Source organism: Streptomyces olindensis (genome assembly GCF_040645895.1).
Lineage (GTDB): Bacteria > Actinomycetota > Actinomycetes > Streptomycetales > Streptomycetaceae > Streptomyces > Streptomyces olindensis.
Map to the genome: position 1 here is coordinate 125,235 of NZ_JBEYZD010000003.1, position 19,574 is coordinate 144,808.

At 72.2% G+C, this 19,574-nt stretch carries 20 protein-coding genes; 7 read left to right on the forward strand and 13 right to left on the reverse strand.

Translation table 11 applies throughout. The features are described 5' to 3' along the window. Positions 1-82 precede the first annotated feature (82 nt). Together pknB and ABZ948_RS02680 are read left to right on the forward strand one after the other, a co-directional pair. Positions 83-2,017: a Stk1 family PASTA domain-containing Ser/Thr kinase gene (gene pknB / locus ABZ948_RS02675; RefSeq protein ID WP_359756582.1), complete on the forward strand. Its 1,935-nt coding sequence runs from the start codon at positions 83-85 to the stop codon at positions 2,015-2,017. Between the two features lie 706 nt (positions 2,018-2,723). Next, positions 2,724-3,602 (forward strand): deoxyribonuclease IV, encoded by an 879-nt coding sequence (locus ABZ948_RS02680; protein WP_359756584.1) that lies wholly within the window; start codon positions 2,724-2,726, stop codon positions 3,600-3,602. Between the two features lie 14 nt (positions 3,603-3,616). On the opposite strand, the gene ABZ948_RS02685 is transcribed toward ABZ948_RS02680, so the two are convergent. Further along, positions 3,617-4,273, reverse strand: coding sequence for a sulfite oxidase-like oxidoreductase (locus tag ABZ948_RS02685; RefSeq protein WP_359756586.1), 657 nt, complete (start codon positions 4,271-4,273; stop codon positions 3,617-3,619). Between the two features lie 175 nt (positions 4,274-4,448). Here ABZ948_RS02685 and bfr point away from each other — a divergent pair, with 175 nt between their 5' ends. Further along, complete coding sequence (gene bfr, locus ABZ948_RS02690) at positions 4,449-4,925, forward strand: bacterioferritin (RefSeq protein WP_086855270.1); 477 nt, start codon at positions 4,449-4,451, stop codon at positions 4,923-4,925. Between the two features lie 9 nt (positions 4,926-4,934). Here the strand turns inward: bfr and ABZ948_RS02695 are convergent, their stop codons facing one another. Continuing rightward, on the reverse strand, positions 4,935-5,168 hold the full coding sequence (locus ABZ948_RS02695; protein WP_078650954.1) for a (2Fe-2S)-binding protein: 234 nt from the start codon (positions 5,166-5,168) through the stop codon (positions 4,935-4,937). Between the two features lie 149 nt (positions 5,169-5,317). Next, a complete protein-coding gene (locus ABZ948_RS02700) occupies positions 5,318-6,670 on the reverse strand; it encodes a class II 3-deoxy-7-phosphoheptulonate synthase (protein WP_031115788.1) in 1,353 nt (450 codons plus the stop codon). 96 nt (positions 6,671-6,766) lie between these two features. Here ABZ948_RS02700 and ABZ948_RS02705 point away from each other — a divergent pair, with 96 nt between their 5' ends. Continuing rightward, entirely contained in the window at positions 6,767-6,823 is a 57-nt protein-coding gene (locus ABZ948_RS02705; protein WP_078602827.1) for a trp operon leader peptide, read from the forward strand. 103 nt (positions 6,824-6,926) lie between these two features. Next, positions 6,927-8,792 carry an anthranilate synthase family protein gene (locus ABZ948_RS02710; protein ID WP_359756589.1) on the forward strand — a complete coding sequence of 622 codons (1,866 nt, stop codon included), beginning with the start codon at positions 6,927-6,929 and terminating at the stop codon, positions 8,790-8,792. A 52-nt stretch (positions 8,793-8,844) separates the two neighbouring features. On the opposite strand, the gene ABZ948_RS02715 is transcribed toward ABZ948_RS02710, so the two are convergent. Genes ABZ948_RS02715 through ABZ948_RS02730 form a run of 4 tightly spaced genes read right to left on the reverse strand, consistent with a single transcriptional unit; the run spans position 8,845 to position 12,647 of the window. Further along, positions 8,845-9,873, reverse strand: coding sequence for a 6-phosphofructokinase (locus tag ABZ948_RS02715; RefSeq protein ID WP_359756591.1), 1,029 nt, complete (start codon positions 9,871-9,873; stop codon positions 8,845-8,847). Between the two features lie 53 nt (positions 9,874-9,926). Then, positions 9,927-10,616 (reverse strand): response regulator, encoded by a 690-nt coding sequence (locus ABZ948_RS02720; RefSeq protein WP_359756593.1) that lies wholly within the window; start codon positions 10,614-10,616, stop codon positions 9,927-9,929. Further along, positions 10,613-11,839 carry a MacS family sensor histidine kinase gene (gene macS, locus ABZ948_RS02725; protein WP_359756595.1) on the reverse strand — a complete coding sequence of 409 codons (1,227 nt, stop codon included), beginning with the start codon at positions 11,837-11,839 and terminating at the stop codon, positions 10,613-10,615. The genes ABZ948_RS02720 and macS overlap by 4 nt, the downstream gene beginning before the upstream one ends. 28 nt (positions 11,840-11,867) lie before the next feature. Continuing rightward, the gene (locus tag ABZ948_RS02730; RefSeq protein ID WP_359756720.1) at positions 11,868-12,647 is read right to left on the reverse strand and encodes a lysophospholipid acyltransferase family protein; all 780 of its coding nucleotides are present in this window, start codon (positions 12,645-12,647) and stop codon (positions 11,868-11,870) included. A gap of 202 nt (positions 12,648-12,849) precedes the next feature. On the opposite strand from ABZ948_RS02730, the gene ABZ948_RS02735 reads away from it, so the two are divergent. After that, positions 12,850-13,647: an alpha/beta hydrolase gene (locus tag ABZ948_RS02735; protein ID WP_359756597.1), complete on the forward strand. Its 798-nt coding sequence runs from the start codon at positions 12,850-12,852 to the stop codon at positions 13,645-13,647. Continuing rightward, entirely contained in the window at positions 13,640-14,251 is a 612-nt protein-coding gene (locus tag ABZ948_RS02740) for a hypothetical protein (RefSeq protein ID WP_359756599.1), read from the forward strand. Before ABZ948_RS02735 ends, ABZ948_RS02740 begins: the two co-directional genes overlap by 8 nt. Here ABZ948_RS02740 and ABZ948_RS02745 read toward each other — a convergent pair. From ABZ948_RS02745 to ABZ948_RS02770, 6 genes are all read right to left on the reverse strand, one after another. Beyond that, on the reverse strand, positions 14,248-15,024 hold the full coding sequence (locus tag ABZ948_RS02745) for an endonuclease/exonuclease/phosphatase family protein (protein ID WP_359756601.1): 777 nt from the start codon (positions 15,022-15,024) through the stop codon (positions 14,248-14,250). The genes ABZ948_RS02740 and ABZ948_RS02745 overlap by 4 nt on opposite strands. 112 nt (positions 15,025-15,136) lie before the next feature. Beyond that, positions 15,137-16,090, reverse strand: a complete 954-nt coding sequence (locus ABZ948_RS02750; protein WP_020272969.1) for an ROK family glucokinase — start codon at positions 16,088-16,090, stop codon at positions 15,137-15,139. A gap of 132 nt (positions 16,091-16,222) precedes the next feature. Further along, complete coding sequence (locus tag ABZ948_RS02755; protein ID WP_359756603.1) at positions 16,223-16,723, reverse strand: DUF5304 domain-containing protein; 501 nt, start codon at positions 16,721-16,723, stop codon at positions 16,223-16,225. A gap of 101 nt (positions 16,724-16,824) precedes the next feature. Continuing rightward, positions 16,825-17,994 (reverse strand): ArsA family ATPase, encoded by a 1,170-nt coding sequence (locus ABZ948_RS02760; RefSeq protein ID WP_359756605.1) that lies wholly within the window; start codon positions 17,992-17,994, stop codon positions 16,825-16,827. Between the two features lie 133 nt (positions 17,995-18,127). Continuing rightward, complete coding sequence (locus ABZ948_RS02765; RefSeq protein WP_359756606.1) at positions 18,128-18,568, reverse strand: SRPBCC family protein; 441 nt, start codon at positions 18,566-18,568, stop codon at positions 18,128-18,130. Positions 18,569-18,679: 111 nt separating this feature from the next. Next, complete coding sequence (locus ABZ948_RS02770) at positions 18,680-19,477, reverse strand: metallophosphoesterase family protein (protein WP_359756608.1); 798 nt, start codon at positions 19,475-19,477, stop codon at positions 18,680-18,682. Positions 19,478-19,574: the final 97 nt, after the last annotated feature.

Genomic DNA, 19,574 nt, shown 5'->3' on the forward strand with positions numbered 1-19,574 from the left:
CACGTCACAGGTCGGCTGCAGTACCGGTGCGATCTTCGGCGTGCTGCGCGGGGTGACAGTGGTGACTCGTACACTCGCCTGCGTGGACACGACCCTTCAGGACCCCTTGGTCGGGCAGCTGCTCGACGGCCGGTACCGCATCGACGCGCGGATCGCGGTCGGCGGGATGGCCACGGTCTACCGGGCCGTGGACACCCGCCTCGACCGGGTCCTCGCGCTCAAGGTGATGCACCCCTCGCTCGCGGTCGACGGCTCGTTCGTCGAGCGGTTCATCCGCGAGGCGAAGTCGGTCGCCCGGCTGGCCCACCCGAACGTGGTGCAGGTCTTCGACCAGGGCACCGACGGCTCCTACGTCTACCTCGCCATGGAGTACGTCGCGGGCTGCACCCTGCGGGACGTGCTGCGCGAGCGCGGGGCCCTGCAGCCGCGGGCCGCCCTGGACATCCTGGAGCCGGTGCTGGCCGCGCTGGGCGCCGCCCACCGCGCCGGGTTCGTGCACCGGGACATGAAGCCCGAGAACGTCCTGATAGGGGACGACGGCCGGGTCAAGGTCGCCGACTTCGGCCTCGTCCGGGCCGTGGACACGGTGACGAACACCACCGGCACGGTCCTCGGCACGGTCTCGTACCTCGCCCCCGAGCAGATAGAGAACGGCACCGCCGACCCCCGCGTCGACGTGTACGCGTGCGGGGTGATGCTCTACGAGATGCTCACCGGCGACAAGCCGCACGACGGGGACTCCCCCGCCGTCATCCTCTACAAGCACCTGCACGAGGACGTCCCGCCGCCCTCGGCCGCCGTGCCGGGTCTGGCGTACGAGCTGGACGAGATGGTCGCCTCGGCGACCGCCCGCACCCCGGAGATCCGCCCGCACGACGCGGTGGCACTGCTCGCGCAGGTCCGCGACGGACGCGGCCGGCTGAGCGCTGACCAGCTGGACGTGGTCCCGCCGCAGGCGCTCACCGCGGAGCACGACAACGCCGACGACCGGACGAGCGTGATCCCGCGCGCCCTCACGACACCCCGCCCGCTGCCGGTGAACGAGGACGACGAGCCCGCCGACGCGGGGCTCAACCGCACCAGCCGCTTCCAGTCCCCGCCGCCCCCGCCGTCCCGGCGCCGCTCGGGTCCCCGGCGCGGCCCGATGGCGATCGTGGTCGCCGTCCTGCTCGTGCTCGGCCTCGGCACGGGCATCTGGTACATCAACTCGGGCCAGTTCACCGAGGTCCCCCCGCTGCTGTCGAAGACCCAGGACCAGGCCGAGGACCGGTTGCGGGACGCGGGGCTGGAGCTCGGCAAGGTGGAGCACGCCTACAGCGACACCGTGGAGCGCGGCCAGGTCATCAGCAGCGACCCGAAGGCCGGCACGCGCATCCGCGGCAACGACGCGGTGAGCATCACCGTCTCCGACGGCCCCGAGACGGTGCGGGTGCCCGCCCTGGAGGGCCGGAAGCTGGACCAGGCGCGGGCCCAGCTCAAGCAGGACGGGCTGGAGCCGGGCATGGTCACCCGCGAGTTCAGCGAGGACGTCCCGCGCGGCTCGGTGATCTCCGCGCGGCCCGCGGACGGCACGCAGGTGCGCGCGGGCACGGCCGTCGCGCTGGTGGTCAGCAAGGGCAGCCCCATCGACATCCCCGACGTCACCGGTGACGACCTGGCCGACGCCCGGGCCGAGCTGCAGGACGCCGGCCTCAAGGTGAAGGTGGCCACCGAGCGGGTCACCTCCTCCGAGTTCGACAAGGGCCAGGTCGCCCGGCAGAGCCCCAACCCCGGCGGACAGGCCGCCGAGGGCGACACGGTCACGCTGACGCTGTCCAAGGGCCCCGAGATGATCGAGGTCCCGGACGTGGTCGGCGACAGCGTCGACGACGCCCGGCAGGCGCTGGAGGGCGCCGGGTTCCAGGTCGACGAGGACCGCGGTCTGCTCGGCCTGTTCGGCGACACCGTCAAGGACCAGTCGGTCAAGGGCGGCGAGACGGCGCCCAAGGGCTCCACGATCACGATCAAGATCAGGTGACGACCGGACGCGAAGCCCTGGCAGGGAGCGTGGCCGGGCGCGGAGCCCCCCGCTCGGGATCATGGCCGGGCGCGGAGCCCGTGGACGGAGCACGGCCGGGCGCCGAGCCCGTGGACGGAGCACGGCTGGCGCGGAGCCCGTGGACGGAGCACGCGGCCGGGCGCGGAGGCCCGCACGGATCATGACCGGGCGCGGAGCCCGTGGACGGAGCACGGCTGGCGCGGAGCCCCCGCACGCCGGGCGCGAAGCCCATGGCCGGAGCACGCGGCCGGGCGCGGAGCCCCGCACGGATCATGACCGGGCGCGAAGCCCGTGGACGGAGCACGGCCGACGCGGAGCCCCCGCACGGAGCACGACCGGGCTCCGAGCCCCGCACGGATCATGACCGGGCGCGAAGCCCGTGGACGGAGCACGGCCGACGCGGAGCCCCCGCACGGAGCACGGCCGGGCGCCGAGCCCGTGGACGGAGCACGGCTGGCGCGAAGCCCATGGACGGAGCACGCGGCCGGGCGCGGAGCCCCGCACGGATCATGACCGGGCGCGGAGCCCGTGGACAGAGCACGGCCGACGCGAAGCCCCCGCACGGATCACGGCCGGGCGCCGAGCCCGTGGACGGAGCACGGCCGGCGCGAAGGCCCCGCACGGATCACGGCCGGGCGCCGAGCCCGTGGGCGGAGCACGGTCGGGCGCATGACACCCTGAACGGGTGAACAATCAGCTGTCCGGCCCCTCCCGCAACCCCGTGGGCGGCCACGTCCCCGTGGCCGGTGGGCTCCACTCCGTCGGCCTGTCGTACGCCCGTGACCTGCGCGCGGAGACCGTGCAGGTCTTCGTCGCCAACCCGCGCGGCTGGGCCACGCCGGCCGGGAACCCGAAGCAGGACGAGGCGTTCCGCGCGGCGTGCGAGGCCGAGTCGATCCCCGCCTACGTACACGCGCCCTACCTGATCAACTTCGGCTCGCACACCGAGGCCACCGTGGAACGGTCGGTGGAGTCCCTGCGGCACTCGCTGCGGCGCGGCCGGGAGATCGGGGCGCTCGGCGTGGTCGTGCACACGGGCAGCGCCACCGGCGGCCGGGAGCGGTCCGTGGCGCTGAAGCAGGTCCGGGAGCACCTGCTGCCGCTGCTCGACGAGCTGACCCACGACGACGACCCGTATCTGCTGCTGGAGTCGACCGCCGGCCAGGGCGCCTCCCTGTGCTCACGGACCTGGGACTTCGGCCCGTACTTCGAGGCGCTGGACGCCCACCCGATGCTCGGCGTGTGCCTGGACACCTGCCACATCTTCGCCGCCGGACACGACCTGACCGGCCCGAGCGGCATGCACCAGACGCTGGACCTGCTGGTGGACACGGTCGGCGAGGGACGGCTGAAGCTGATCCACGCCAACGACTCCAAGGACGTGGTGGGCGCCCACAAGGACCGGCACGAGAACATCGGCGTCGGCCACATCGGCGAGGACCCGTTCCGGGCACTGATGACGCACCCCGCGACCGAGGGCGTGCCACTGATCATCGAGACGCCGGGCGGCAAGGAGGGACATGCGGCGGACGTGGAGCGGCTGAAGAAGCTGCGCGACTGCTGAAGACCTGAGAGGCCTCAGAGGTCGGGGCCGTCCCCCGGCTCCTCCTGGTACGAGTAGCGCTGCTCCCGCCAGGGGTCGCCGATGTTGTGGTAGCCGCGCTCCTCCCAGAAGCCACGCCGGTCGGCGGTCATGTACTCCACGCCGCGCACCCATTTGGGGCCCTTCCAGGCGTACAGGTGGGGCACGATCAGGCGCAGTGGGAAGCCGTGCTCGGCGGTGAGCAGCTCGCCGTCCTTGTGGGTGGCGAACAGGACGCGCTCGTCGGCGAAGTCGGACAGGCGGAGGTTGGAGCTGAATCCGTACTCGGCCCACACCATCACATGGGTGACGTCGTCCGCGGGCGGGGCGATGTCGAGGATCGTGCGGGCGGGGACACCGCCCCACTCCGCGCCCAGCATGCTGAACTTCGTGACGCAGTGCAGATCGGCCACGACGGTGGTGTGCGGCAGGGCCGTGAACTCCTCGTGGGACCAGCAGTGCTTGCCGCCGCCGGCGGTGGCGCCGAAGACCCGGAACTCCCAGCGCTCGGGCCGGAACTTGGGGACGGGCCCGTAGTGCGTGACCGGCCAGCCGCGCTGCACCCGCTGTCCCGGCGGCAGGCCGGGCTGCGCCGCTCCTGCTCCTGCCGAATCGTGCCCTTCTCCCGATTCGTGTTCCAGCGGCTGACCCATGACTCCATCCTGACAGACCCCGGGTGATGCCCCTGACCGGGGTCACTTCAAAACGGGGCAAATAGAACTAAGCATGCCCTTACTTACTAAGTGAAGACTTACTGGACGATCTTCGTCGCCGGTGGAATCATGCGGCGCAACCTGCCAGTTCCCCCCGTTGGAAGGAGCCTCTGCGATGCAGGGCGACCCCGAGGTCCTCGAATTCCTCAACGAGCAGCTGACCGGCGAGCTGACGGCGATCAACCAGTACTGGCTGCACTACCGGATCCAGGACAACAAAGGCTGGACCAAGCTCGCCAAGTACACGCGTGAAGAGTCCATCGACGAGATGAAGCACGCGGACAAGATCACCGAACGCATCCTCATGCTGGACGGTCTGCCCAACTACCAGCGGCTCTTCCACGTCCGGGTCGGTCAGACGGTCACCGAGATGTTCCAGGCCGATCGACAGGTCGAGGTCGAGGCGATCGACCGCCTCAAGCGCGGCATCGAGGTGATGCGCAGCAAGGGCGACATCACGTCGGCGAACCTCTTCGAGTCGATCCTCGAGGACGAGGAGCACCACATCGACTACCTGGACACGCAGCTGGAGCTGATCGACAAGCTCGGCGAGGCGCTGTACCTCGCGCAGCAGATCGAGCAGCCGAGCTGAGGCCTGCCGTCAGGCGGCGTCCTCGAGCTCCGCGAGCACCGGCTGGCCACGGTCGGCCAGTTCACGGCGAGGGCAGGCACCCCTGCCCAGGATCGCCTGGATACGGCGCACACAGGACCCGCAGTCCGTGCCCGCCTTGCAGGCGGAGGCTATCTGGCGGGGGGTGCAGGCACCGCTGTCCGCATGCTGTTTGACCTGCTGTTCGGTGATCCCGAAGCAACTGCAGACGTACACGCGGTTCACCTCCCGAGGGGCTTGCTCTGTGGTGCCGTCCCCGTTGATCGGTGAGGCTAACCTAACCTTACCCGTCGGGTGCGAGCCGCAAAAGTCGAGAGGGGCGCGGATCGTATGTGATCCGCGCCCCAGTCGTTGCCCGGTAACAGGCGGACCCGTTACTGGTCCCTGTACATCTCGGCCACGAGGAACGCCAGGTCGAGCGACTGGCTGCGGTTGAGCCGCGGGTCGCAGGCCGTCTCGTAGCGCTGGTGCAGATCGTCGACGAAGATCTCGTCGCCGCCGCCCACGCACTCGGTGACGTCGTCACCGGTCAGCTCCACGTGGATGCCGCCCGGGTGCGTGCCGAGCTCCTTGTGGACCTCGAAGAAGCCCTTGACCTCGTCGAGCACGTCGTCGAAGCGGCGGGTCTTGTGCCCGGAGGCCGCCTCGAAGGTGTTGCCGTGCATCGGGTCGGTCACCCAGGCCACGGTGGCGCCGGAGGCGGTGACCTTCTCTACCAGCTCGGGGAGCTTGTCGCGGACCTTGTCGGCGCCCATGCGGACGATGAACGTCAGCCGGCCCGGCTCGCGCTCCGGGTCGAGGCGCTCGATGTACTGCAGCGCGTCCTCGGCCGTGGTCGTCGGACCCAGCTTGATGCCGATGGGGTTGCGGATCTTCGAGGCGAACTCGATGTGCGCGTGGTCCAGCTGCCGGGTGCGCTCGCCGATCCACACCATGTGCGCGGAGACGTCGTACAGCTGCCCGGTGCGCGAGTCGACCCTGGTCAGGGCGGACTCGTAGTCGAGGAGCAGCGCCTCGTGGGAGGCGTAGAACTCGACCGTCTTGAACTCCTCCGGGTCGGCCCCGCAGGCGTGCATGAAGTTCAGCGCGTTGTCGATCTCGCGCGCCAGCTGCTCGTAGCGCTGCCCCGACGGGGACGACTTCACGAAGTCCTGGTTCCAGGCGTGCACCTGGCGCAGGTCGGCGTAGCCGCCGGTGGTGAAGGCGCGTACCAGGTTCAGCGTGGAGGCGGAGGCGTGGTACATCCGCTTCAGGCGCTCGGGGTCCGGGACGCGGGCCTCTTCGGTGAAGTCGAAGCCGTTGACCGAGTCGCCCCGGTACGTCGGCAGCGTCACGCCGTCGCGGGTCTCGGTCGGCTTGGAGCGCGGCTTGGAGTACTGGCCGGCGATGCGGCCGACCTTCACGACCGGCACCGAGGCGGCGTACGTCAGCACGGCGCCCATCTGGAGCAGGGTCTTCAGCTTGTTGCGGATGTGGTCCGCGGACACCGCGTCGAAGGCCTCGGCGCAGTCGCCGCCCTGGAGGAGGAACGCCTCTCCCTTGGCGACGGCCGCCATCCGGGCGCGCAGCTGGTCGCACTCGCCCGCGAAGACGAGCGGCGGATACGACTCGAGGTCCGCAACGACTGCGCGCAGAGCCTCGGGGTCGGGGTACTCGGGCTGCTGCGCCGCGGGCAGGTCTCGCCAGGTGTTGCCAGCACTCGCGCTGGTCTTAGCGTTCACGGTCACGACCTCAACATTACGGGGTCGTGTCGGGCGTCCTGACCCATGCCCAGCAATTGAGACACCGGGTACACCCCTCGGACATGGGGTAGGGTGCGTCGCATGTTCGCGCACTCGATCCAGACCTGGTGGTGGACCGCTCATCCGGCGGCCCGCTGACTGCGCGTACAGAAGACTTCGCGAAGGCCGCCCGAGGGGCGGCCTTCGGTGTTTCCCGGGTCGTTCCTCACCGACATCGACGTGATTCGACGGAAGAGGAACCATGGACCTGGCACAGCTGCTGGACGACCCCCGTCCCTTCGCCCTGCTCCGCCGCCGCACGCCCGGCCACGACCACGACCTGGTCGAGGTTCTGATCGGCCCGGTCGCCGCGTACGACCGGCTCGCCGACCTCCCCGAGCAGAGCCTCGCGCTCGTCCCCTTCCGGCAGATCCGCGAGCGCGGCTTCGACGTCCGCGACGACGGCACGCCCCTGCTGGCACTCACCCCCCAGGAGTCGTACGGCGTCCCGCTGGGCGACGCCCTGGAGCAGCTCCCGGCGCATGACGTGCGCGTCGAGGGCGGCGGCTTCGACATCGCCGACGAGGAGTACGCGCGGATCGTCGGGCGCGTGCTGGAGGAGGAGATCGGCCGGGGCGAGGGCGCCAACTTCGTGATCCGCCGGACGTACGAGGGCGGGATCCCCGGGTTCGGGCGGGCCGACGCCCTCGCGCTGTTCCGGCGGCTGCTGGAGGGCGAGCGGGGCGCGTACTGGACGTTCGTCGTGCACACCGGGGAGCGCACGCTGGTCGGGGCCAGCCCCGAGGTGCATGTGCGGATGTCGGGCGGCACGGTCGTCATGAACCCGATCAGCGGCACCTACCGCTACCCCGCCGAGGGGCCGACCCCCGAGCACCTGCTGGACTTCCTCGCCGACGGCAAGGAGATCGAGGAGCTGTCGATGGTCGTCGACGAGGAGCTCAAGATGATGTGCACCGTCGGCGACATGGGCGGGGTCGTGATCGGCCCGCGGCTCAAGGAGATGGCGCACCTGGCGCACACCGAGTACGAACTGCGCGGCAGGTCCTCGCTGGACGTGCGGGAGGTGCTGAAGGAGACCATGTTCGCGGCGACCGTCACCGGGTCGCCGGTGCAGAACGCCTGCCGGGTCATCGAGCGGCACGAGGCCGGCGGGCGCGGGTACTACGCCGGTGCGCTGGCCCTGCTCGGCCGGGACTCGGGCGGGGCGCAGACCCTCGACTCCCCCATCCTGATCCGCACCGCCGACATCGCCGCGGACGGGCACCTGCGGGTTCCGGTGGGCGCCACGCTGGTGCGGGGTTCGGACCCGGCGAGCGAGGTGGCCGAGACCCACGCGAAGGCGGCCGGTGTGCTGGCGGCCCTGGGCGTGCGTCCGGCCCGGCCGCGCGCGGAGGCCGCACGGCCGGGGCTGGCGGAGGACCCGCGGGTCCGGGCCGCGCTGGACGGGCGCCGGTCCTCCCTCGCCCCCTTCTGGCTGCGGATGCAGGAGCGGTCCGCGGAACTCGCCGGGCACGCCCTGGTCGTCGACGGGGAGGACACCTTCACGGCGATGCTCGCGCACGTGCTGCGCGCCGGCGGTCTGGAGGTGACCGTGCGGCGGTACGACGAGCCGGGGCTGCGGGAGGCGGTGCTCGGGCACGAGGGGCCGGTGATGCTCGGCCCCGGGCCCGGGAACCCGTCCGACCTGGCGGACCCGAAGATGCGGTTCCTGCGTGCCCTGACCGCCGAGGTGATCGGGGGCGAACGGCAGGGCGTGCTGGGCGTCTGTCTCGGGCACGAGCTGATCGCGGCCGAGCTGGGGCTGGACATCGTACGGAAGGACGTGCCGTACCAGGGGGCGCAGACGGAGATCGAGCTGTTCGGGCGGCGGGAGACCGTCGGCTTCTACAACAGCTTCGTGGCGCGCTGCGACGACGAGGCGGCGGGCGAGCTGGCGGCCCACGGGGTCGAGGTCTCCCGTGCCGCGAACGGCGAGGTGCACGCGCTGCGCGGGCCGGGCTTCGCGGGCGTGCAGTTCCACCCCGAGTCGGTGCTGACGCTGAACGGGGCGCGGGTGGTGCGGGAGCTGGTGGGGCAGCTGCGGGGCACGGGCGCGCCCTCGGTCTGACACCGGGCCGGCCGGGGCCGCGCGGCCCCGGCCGGCACCGGAGGCGCGGCGGTCAGCCGAAGAACACCCCGACCTCCTCGTACAGCTTCGGGTCGACCGTCTTCAGCCGGGCCGTCGCCTCCGCGATCGGGACGCGGACGATGTCGGTGCCGCGCAGGGCGACCATCGAGCCGAAGTCGCCGTCGCGTACGCAGTCGATGGCGTGCAGGCCGAAGCGGGTGGCGAGCCAGCGGTCGAAGGCGCTGGGGGTGCCGCCGCGCTGGACATGGCCGAGGACCGTGGTGCGGGCCTCCTTGCCCGTGCGCTTCTCGATCTCCTTGGCCAGCCACTCGCCGACCCCGGACAGCCGGACGTGCCCGAAGGAGTCCAGCGACTGGTCCTTGAGGACCATGTCGCCGTCCTTGGGCACCGCCCCCTCGGCGACGACGACGATCGGCGCGTACGACGCCCGGAAACGGGAGGTCACCCAGGCGCACACCTGCTCGACGTCGAAGCGCTGCTCGGGGATGAGGATGACGTTGGCGCCGCCGGCGAGCCCCGAGTGCAGGGCGATCCAGCCGGCGTGCCGGCCCATCACCTCGACGACCAGGACGCGCATATGGGACTCGGCGGTGGTGTGCAGCCGGTCGATGGCCTCGGTGGCGATGCCGACGGCGGTGTCGAAGCCGAAGGTGTAGTCGGTGGCGGACAGGTCGTTGTCTATGGTCTTGGGGACGCCCACGCAGGGCACGCCGTGCTCGCCGGAGAGGCGGGCGGCCACGCCGAGGGTGTCCTCGCCGCCGATGGCGATGAGCGCCTCGACTCCCAGCCCGGCGAGGTTCTCCTTGATCCGGCGGACGCCGTCCCGTTCCTTCAGCGGGTTGGTCCGCGAGGAGCCGAGGATGGTGCCGCCGCGAGGCAGGATGCCGCGCACGGCGGGGATGTCGAGCCGGACGGTGTCGTTCTCCAGGGGTCCTCGCCAGCCGTCCCGGAAGCCGGTGAAGTCGTAGCCGTACTCCTGCACGCCCTTGCGGACGATGGCCCGGATGACGGCGTTGAGGCCGGGGCAGTCGCCGCCTCCGGTCAGTACTCCGACGCGCATGGAACAGTCCCTTCGCCGCAGGTGCCTGACGAAGGGTCAGTGTGACGGGCGTCTCACTCGTCGTCGAGGCCGCGCTCTATCGCATACCTGACCAGTTCGACGCGGTTGTGCAACTGGAGCTTGCCTAGGGTGTTCTGGACGTGGTTCTGCACCGTGCGGTGGGAGATGACCAGGCGTTCGGCGATCTGCTTGTAGCTCAGGCCCTTGGCGACCAGGCGCAGCACCTCGGTCTCGCGGTCGGTGAGCCGGGGCGCCTTCGGTTCGTCGGTGTCCTGGGCGGGCGCGGGTTCGGAGGCCAGGCGGCGGTACTCGCCGAGGACCAGTCCGGCGAGGCCGGGGGTGAAGACGGGGTCGCCGACGGCCGTGCGGCGGACCGCGTCCTGGAGTTCCTCCGTGGAGGCCGACTTCAGCAGGTAGCCCGTCGCGCCGGACTTCACGGCCTCCAGGACGTCGGCGTGCTCCCCGCTCGCGGACAGCACCAGCACGCGCAGCGCGGGGTTCGCGGCGACGACCTCCTTGCAGACCTGGACGCCGGGCTTGCCGGGCAGGTTCAGATCGAGCACGAGGACGTCGGGCGCGGCGGCCTTGGCGCGGCGCACGGCCTGGTCGCCGTCGCCCGCGGTGGCGACCACCTCGAAGCCGGACTCGGCGAGATCCCGGGCGACCGCGTCGCGCCACATGGGGTGGTCGTCGACCACCATGACCTTGATCGGGTCCCGTCGCTCCCCGCCGCTCTCCGTCATCGCCGCTCCGCCTTCCCCCGGGTGTCCTTCACGTCCTTCGGTACCTTCAGCTCGACTTCCGTGCCCTGCCCCGGCACGGAGATCAGCTCCGCGCTGCCCCCGAGGTCGCGCAGCCGGCCGCGGATCGACAGGGCGACCCCGAGCCGCCCCTCGCCCTCGGCCTGGGCGAGCCGCCCCTCCGGGATGCCGGGCCCGTCGTCCCGGACGGTGACGATCACCTCGTCCGGCTCGTCCTCGACCAGGATCCAGGCGCGCGCCTGCTCCCCGGCGTGCCCGCGGACGTTGTCCAGGGCGGCCCCGACCGCGGCGGCCACCTCCCGGGCGGCGACGGGCGCCAGGCGCACGGGCGCGCCCGGCTCGGCGAGGCTGACCCTGGCCCCGGCGTACGGGGCGAGCAGGGCGCGCAGGTCGACGGGGCCGCTGTCGGCCGGCTCCTCCTCGACGGCCCGGACGACCGCGCCCTCGGCGGCGTCCTCGGAGACCCGGGAGACGGGCACCAGTCCGCCGGAGACGAGGGTGCGCAGCGCGACCTCCTGCTCGCCGGCCATCCGGCCCAGCTCGGCCGCCTCACCGCCGATCACCGCTCCGCGCCGCTGCACCATCGCCAAGACCTGGAGCACGCTGTCGTGGATGTCCCGGGCGAGGCGCTCCCGTTCCCGCGTGGCGGCCTCGATCTCCAGGGCGCGGGCGAGGGTGCGCTCGGAGGCGCGGGCGACCTCGACGACGTAGCCGATGGCGATGGAGGCGATGCAGACCAGGATGACGTTGTGGACGGTGTCGCGGGCCGGGCTGCCGCGCTCGACCAGGTTGGCGGCGGCCACCAGGCTGGAGGCGAGGGCCGCCCAGCGCCAGCCGCCCTTGATCGCGAAGGCCAGGACGGAACCGGCGGTCCATATCGACGGCAGGGTGGGGCCGCCCGCCTGGACCCGCTCGTGCGCGTCGGCGACGGGCGTGAGCAGGATGCCGGTGATCGCGATGGTGAGGTCGGCGGTGAGGAACCGCTTGGTGCAGCCGGCGGCGTTCGCGACCCTGGGCAGGGTGGCCAGCGTCCACACCCCGAGCACGGCGAAGTAGGCGACGGCGACCCAGGGACGGGCGAACTCGTCGTGGGCGGTGGCGAACAGGCCGACCGCGTACAGCATGGTGAGCACCCGGTAGGCGGTCAGCGCACGCCACAGCGGCTGCTCGACCGACATCCTCATGACACGCTCGCGCCTGGCCATCTCCCCCACCCCTGGCCCGAACCCCCGACTAGGGCTCGGTCCGCCGCCGCTCGGACTGCTTTTCCTTCTCGGCCTGTTCCTTCTCCGCCTTCGCGAGCGCGGCCCGGGCCGCCTTCTCGGCTTCCTTCTCCGCCTTCGCCGCCTCCGCGAGCTGCCGCTTCATGGCCGTCGCGTACATGTCGACGTACTCCTGGCCGGAGAGCTTCATGATCTCGTACATGACCTCGTCGGTCACCGCGCGCAGCACGAACCGGTCGTGCTCCATGCCCTGGTAGCGGCTGAAGTCCAGCGGCTTGCCGATCCGGATGCCGGGCCGCATCAGCTTCGGCATGATCTTCCCGGGCGGCTGGATCTTCTCCGTGTCGATCATGGCGACCGGGAGGACGGGCGCGCCGGTCGCGAGCGCCACGCGCGCGAGGCCGCCCGGCTTGCCGCGGTAGAGCCGCCCGTCGGGCGAGCGCGTCCCCTCCGGGTAGATCCCGAACAACTCGCCGCGCTCCAGCACCTCGATGCCGCTCTTGATGGCGGCCTCACCCGCGCCGCGCGCGCCGGAGCGGTCCACGGGGAGCTGGCCGACGCCCTTGAAGAAGGCGGCCGTCAGCCGGCCCTTCACACCGGGCGTGGTGAAGTACTCGGCCTTCGCGATGAAGGTGACCTTGCGGTCCAGGACGGCGGGCAGGAAGAACGAGTCGGAGAACGACAGGTGATTGCTCGCCAGGATCGCCGGGCCCTCGGCGGGTACGTTCTCCAGGCCCTCCACCCAGGGCCTGAAGGCGAGCTTCAGCGGACCCCCGACGGTGACCTTCATCGCGCCGTACAACAACCGAGTGCCTCCTGTATGTGTCGTTCAGACCTTAACCCGGAGCGCTGTCAAAGGCGCCGACGGCCCTGGTCGGTGTCAGTGCGGTCGCGTACGGTGAAGGTCCCGCGAACGACGTGCGACGCCTTCCATGACGTTCCGTGACTATCCGTGATCGTGTCAGTCCCTTCTCACGACCAGGAGGCCGAAGGTGCCGGTCCTTGCCGGAGCCGAGCCGTTTCACCACGAGGGCGGGGAGGTCGCCGTCCTCCTCTGCCACGGCTTCACCGGATCACCGCAGTCGCTGCGCCCCTGGGCGGAGCACCTCGCCGAGCACGGCCTGACCGTCTCCCTGCCGCTGCTGCCCGGGCACGGCACGCGTTGGGAGGACCTGCGGATCACCGGCTGGCAGGACTGGTACGCGGAGGTCGACCGTGAGCTGCGCCTGCTGTGCGAGCGCCGCGCGAAGGTCTTCGTGGCCGGTCTGTCCATGGGCGGCGCCCTGGCCCTGCGGCTGGCCGGCAAGCACGGCGACGCGGTCAGCGGCGTGATGGTCGTCAACCCGGCGAACAAGGTGCACGGCCTGGCCGCGCACGCCCTCCCCGTCGTCCGCCACTTCGTCCCGGCGACGAAGGGCATCGCCAGCGACATCGCCAAGCCGGACAGCAGGGAGCTGGGCTACGACCGGGTGCCGCTGCACGCGGCGCACTCCCTGCGGCAGTTCTTCCAGGCCGCCGACCGCGAGCTGCCGCAGGTCACGCAGCCGGTGCTGCTGATGCGCAGCCCCCAGGACCACGTGGTGCCGCCCGCCGACTCGGCCCGCATCCTCAGCCGCATCTCGTCGACCGACGTGAAAGAGGTCATCCTGGAACAGAGCTACCACGTGGCCACGTTGGACCATGACGCGGACCGGATCCACGAGGAGAGCCTCGCGTTCATCGACCGGCTCGTACCCGGCCTCGTCAAGGAGCCCGGTCTCGGCAAGGAAGGGACGACCGCAGGTGGCTGAGCACGACTCCGACCGCGAGGGCCGGGAGCCGGACGAGAAGGGCGTCCCGCTCGACGAGGAGGCCGCCTGGGCGGCGATCGTCGCCGGGTACGGCGAGGAGCCGCCGGATCCGCCGGGCGCCAAGCCGTTCAAGTCCGTCGAGGACCTGGCGCTGCTGGAGCCCGCGACCAACGACGACCGGGTGGACACGGCCGGGGAGGCCGCGAAGCCCGCCGAGCCCGAGGGCCCGGAGGCCAAGGAGCCCGGGGAGAAGCCGGCCAGGCCGCTGGGCGGCTCCGTCTCCTTCGCGCCCGGCGTCGGCCCGCGTGACTACTCCACGCCCGAGCCCACCGAGGACGACTTCGACGAGGACGACGAGGGCCATTTCGTCCCGCCGGAGCCGCCCCCGCTGCCGACCGCCGACGCCACCGCGAAGTTCGCCTGGCTCGGGGTGCTCGGCGGGCCGGTGCTGCTCCTGCTGGCCGTGCTGCTCGGGTGGGACATGACGTGGTGGCTGGCCACCCTCGGCATCGGAGGCTTCGTCGGCGGGTGCACGGCGCTGGTGATGCGGATGCGGACGGACGACGAGGAGGACGACGACCCGGGGCGCGGGGCGGTCGTCTAGCCGGACACCCCATGGGCCGCGTCCTGCGGCCCGGCCGGAATTCTGAGGGCGGCCAGGACCGGGAGGTGGTCCGTGGCCGCCCTCAGGTCTGCCTCGGTCACCCCGGGCTGCCCGAGCGGTACGCCGCAGCCCAGGACCTCGATGCCCTTGGTCGCGAAGATCGCGTCGATGCGCTGGTAGGGGTCGGCGGGGGTCCAGGTGTGCTCGCCGCCCCAGGGCGCGGCGGCCCGGCAGTCGGTCAGGCCGTCGGCCAGCAGGCGGAAGGCCGGGCCGTCGGGGCGTTCGTTCAGGTCGCCGCCGGCGATCGCGTGCTCCACTCCCAGTCCGGCCAGGCGGTCCAGGAGCATGCCGGCCTGCGCATGGCGCTCGTCCTTCTGGAGCGACAGGTGGCAGCTGAGGACGCCGAGGCGGACGCCGGCGAAGCGGACGACGGCGGTGGCGAAGCCGCGGCGGTGCAGGCCGGGGGCGCGGGGCAGGAGGACGTCCTCCGTGCGTTCGACGCTCGCGCGGAGCGAGCTGAGGACCGCCGGCCCCGTGGTGGTGGCGCCCCCGGTGACGGTCACCAGGTCGGAGGCGCGGGCCAGGCGGGCGAGTTTCTTGCGCCAGCGGAAGAAGCGGGGGGCTTCCTGGACGAGGACCAGGTCGGGCTCGCACGCCCTGATGACACGGGCCAGGGCGGCGGTGTCGTCGCGCATGGAGCGGATGTTGTAGCTGAGGACCCTGATGACCGCGGAACCGTCGGGTTCGGTACGGGAGTTGGGGAGCAGGGGCATGTGATCAATTTACGCCCCATGGGGCGGGGCGCGGGGATGGTGCGCGAGTGCCGGTCGCATGTGGTTGATCGCGCAGTTCCCCGCGCCCCTGGGGCGCACACCCTGACGGCGTTTACATGATCGGGTCGGGCTCCCGCGCCAGGTCCGCCGCTCCCACCAGGCCCGCCTTGTTGCCCAGTTCCGCTGCCCGGACCTCGGCGACCGGGCGCCAGTTGCCGCCCACCAGCCAGCGCTTGTAGGACTTGCGGATGGGGCCCAGGACCAGTTCGCCCTCGTCGGAGAGACCGCCGCCGACGATGAAGGCGGAGGGGTCGAAGAGGGAGGCGAGGTCGGCGAGGCCCGCGCCGACCCAGCGGGCCAGCTCGCGGTAGGAGTCGACGGCCACGCGGTCGCCCTGGCGGGCGGCCATGGAGATGTGCTTGCCCTCGATGCCGTCGGGCGTGCCGTTGCCGAGGCCGAGCAGGATCTCGGCGTTCTCGGGGGTGGCGTTGGCGCGCTGCTTGGCGTACCGGACGAGGGCGCGGCCGGAGGCGTACTGCTCCCAGCAGCCCTGCGAGCCGCAGCCGCACAGCAGGCCGTCCGGCACCATGCGGATGTGGCCGAACTCGGCGGCCACGCCGAAGTGCCCGCGGCGCAGCTTGTTGCCGATGATGATGCCGCCGCCGAGGCCCGTGCCGAGGGTGATGCAGATGACGTTGCGGTGGCCCTTGCCGGCGCCGAACTTGTACTCGCCCCACGCCGCGGCGTTCGCGTCGTTCTCGACGACCACCGGGAGGCCCACGCGGGCCTCGACCTTCTCCTTGAGCGGCTCGTTGCGCCAGTGGATGTTGGGCGCGAAGTAGACCTCGGAGCGCTGCCGGTTCACATAGCCGGCGGCGCCGATGCCCACACCGACGATGTCGTGTCCTACGCGTGCGCCTTCCACCGCCGAGGCGATGGCGTCCACGATGCCCTCGGGCGTGCCCGGGGTCGGCACCTTGTGGGTCGAGAGGATGTTGCCTTCCTCATCGACCACGCCGGCCGCGATCTTCGTGCCGCCGATGTCGACGCCGATGGTGAGTCCCATGAATCCCTCAGTTTCGGTCGAGCCCCGCTACGGCCAACGGTACCCGAGGCCCCGCCGTCGGGTTCGCGTCGTCCGCACGCTGGGCACACCGGGCGGCGTCGCGCTGTCCGCCGCTTCGCCGGGGACCCGGGCTCAGTCCAGGTCGATGCGCTCCCCGGGGCCGCCCTCGTCTCCCCGGTCACGGCGTTCGTCCTGGTCACGGGGGTCGTCGCGGTCGTCGCGGCCGGTCCAGCGGCGTTCCTGGGCCTGGACGGCGGAGCGGTAGGCGGCGAGCAGTTCGTTCCCGGCGGCGGCCAGGTGGTCGAAGACGTCCGGGTTGCGTTCGATGACGGGTTCCACGGCGTCCTTGGCCTGCTGGACGACCTGGCGTACGACCTGCTGGGCGGCGGGCCCCGCGACCGCGCCGAACAGCGGGGACTGGATGCCGGACAGCTTGTCCGCGACGGCGTCGACGAGCTTCTTCAGTTCCTCGGCGGCCGAGCCGGGGTGCGGGCCGTACTGGGTGCGGCGGCGGGCCTGCTCCGCCTCGAGGTCCTCGGCGCACGCGGTCGCCCAGGCGTCGGCGTCGGTCGCCCGCACCTCGTCCACGGCGTCTTCGCGGGCCTCGCCGGGCGGGGGGAGCTCTTCGCTCATGACGGACTCCTGACTACGGTTCGTCCCTCCGACGTTACCCGAACGGACGTGCCGGGTTCACGGCCCGGAGCCGGGCATTTCGCGGTGCCCGCCGCGGCGTCTCACCGGCTCTGCGGCCAGAGGGCCGGGTCGGGTGCGAAGCGGATGCGCAGCTCGTCCTCGCGCAGGGCGGCGCCGTCGACGGTGCAGCGGCGCAGCGCCGACGGCAGCGGGACGACGCGGCGGAACCGGCCCGCCGTGACGGCGAGTTCGTCGCCGCGCCGGACGAGGTCCAGCTCGTCGCGTATGGCACCGGGGAGCGGGATGTGCCAGACGAGCACGCCGTCCGTGCCGAGCCGGTCGGTCACAGGCCACTCGACGGCGGGGTCGTCCGCGCCGGGGCCGGGCACGGCCAGGGCGGTGAGGTCGTCCGTGCCGCGCGGGTCGCGGCCGAGGTGGGCGACGGCGTGGACGTCGTACGCCTCCCGCCACTCCTCCAGCGTCTTGCGCTGCTGGGCGACCGGGCCGGCCAGCCAGGTGTCCGGGGAGGCCTCGGGCAGGACGCGGTTGGCGATCACGAGGTCGGTGCGCAGGCCGCGCAGGGCGAGGCCGAGGCCGGCGGTGCGGACGGCGTCGGCACCGGCCGGCCCGGGCTCGGCGACCAGCCGTACGACGGTGTCGCGGTCGGCGACGACGGCCTCCACGGCGGCCAGCTCCAGGTCCCAGCGGGCCGCCGTCTCGTACAGCCACTCCGCGGGCATCGGGACACCGGCGAGCCGGCCCAGGACGGGGCGCAGGGCGCGGGCCGCCTGCCGTTCGGGCGGGAGCAGCCGGCGCAGGTAGCGGCGGAGTTCCTCGGGCAGGGCGAGCAGGTCGAGGGCCCGCGGGGCCGGGGGGAGGTCGACGACGAGGAGGCCGTACTTCTCCGACAGCGCGGCGTCGCGCAGGGCGCGCAGCAGGGCGAGTTCCTCCGCGCCGGGCAGCGGGGTGAGCTCCTCCGGGTCGAGGCGGGAGGCGCCGAGGAGGTCCAGTGCGGAGGAGGCGCGCTCCTGGAGGGCGGTGAGGTCCTCGCGGAAGTCCCGGGCGGGGTCGGGGCGCCAGGCGGTGAGGCGTGGGGCGGCTTCGACCGGGGCCGGGCCGGTCGGGACGCCGAGGGCGGCACCGAGGGTGTCCGTGGGGTCGGCGGACAGGACGAGGGTGTCCGTGCCGTCGGCCGCCGCGGCCAGGGCGGTGGCGGCCGCGAGGGTGGTACGACCGCTGCCGCCGGGGCCGGTGATCAGGAGGGTGCGCATGGGGGTGAACGGTACCGGTGCCGCCGCGCCCAGGGACGCGGGGCTGTGTTGACCATGCGGCTCCGCCGCGTGGGCGCGACGAGCCACGGCCGGCCCGCACCCGGCACGGCACGGACCCCCTGCGGCGCGACCCCTACGTGCCCGACTCCACCCGCTTCTTCAGCCCCGCCAGCGCCCGGTCGATGATGACCTTCTCCGCCTTGCGCTTGATCATGCCGAGCATGGGGATCTTGACGTCGACGGTCAGCGCGTACGTGACCTCCGTGCCCCCCGCCCCAACCGGCTTCAGGAGGTACGTGCCGTCGAGGGAGCGCAGCATCTGCGACTTCACCAGCGTCCAGGACACCTCGTTCTGACCGGTCCAGGTGTAGGCGAGCACCTGGTCGTCCTTGATCGCACCGGCGTCCATGACGAGCCGGACCTGCTCGGCGCGGCCCTGGTCGTCGGTCTTGAGGACCTCCGCCTCCTTCACCTCGCCGGTCCAGTCCGGGTAGCGGGCGAAATCGGCGATGACCGTCATGACGTCGGCCGGGGCCGCCTCGATGGTGATGCTCGAGCTGGTGTGTTCCGCCATCGCCGTGGCTCCTCCAGGTGCGGGCCGGTAAGAGGTCGTCCTGCGCACGTGTGTGCAGCGTGAAGGCTACCGCGCACGGGACCCGGCGATCTCACCCGACCTGGGAGGTCCTCACCATTCCAGCGCCCAGGGGGTCCCGGTCCCCGCGAAGTGCCCCACGTTCACACACTCGGTTGCCCCGATCCGCATCCTGCGCACCAGCGGCTGGTGCACGTGCCCGAAGAGGGAGTAGCGGGGCCGGGTGCGGCGGATGGCGTCCAGCAGGGCCCGGCTGCCGCGCTCGAAGCGGCGCGCGACGGTGTCGTAGACGAGCTCGGGGACCTCGGGCGGGATGTGCGTGCACAGCACGTCGACCTCGCCCACGGCCTCGATCTTCGCCGCGTACTCCTCGTCGCTGATCTCGTACGGCGTCCGCATCGGCGTGCGCAGGCCGCCGCCCACGAAGCCGAAGACCCGGCCGCCGATCTCGACGCGCTGGCCGTCGAGGACGGTCGTGCCGGGGCCGGCGTACTCCTGCCACAGGGGCGGCATGTCGACGTTGCCGTAGGTGGCGTACGTCGGAGTGGGGAAGGCGGCGAACAGCTCCGCGTACTGCTTGCGGACCGCCTTCTCGATCACCGCGGCCCGGTCCGCGCCGATGCCGGCCCACAGCCGGGCCCCGAACTCCCGGGCCTCCTCGAAGCGCCGGGCGGTGCGCAGCGCGACGATGCGGTCGGCGTTCTCGACGCCGAACAGGTCGGGGAAGATGCCGCGCGAGTGGTCGGCGTAGTCGAGGAAGAGGACGAGGTCGCCCAGGCAGATCAGCGCGTCGGCGCCCTCGCCGGCTCTGGCCAGGTCACGGGCGTTGCCGTGCACGTCGCTGATGACGTGCACGCGTGTCCTTGTGTCTCCGGCTGGTGTGGGTGCCATGACGATCAAGCGTAAGCGTGTGCGACATACGTGAACAGTGGCGGTCCTACCTGCGGTTACTGGCCAGTGATTTAGTCCGTGGACTACTGTGCGCGAA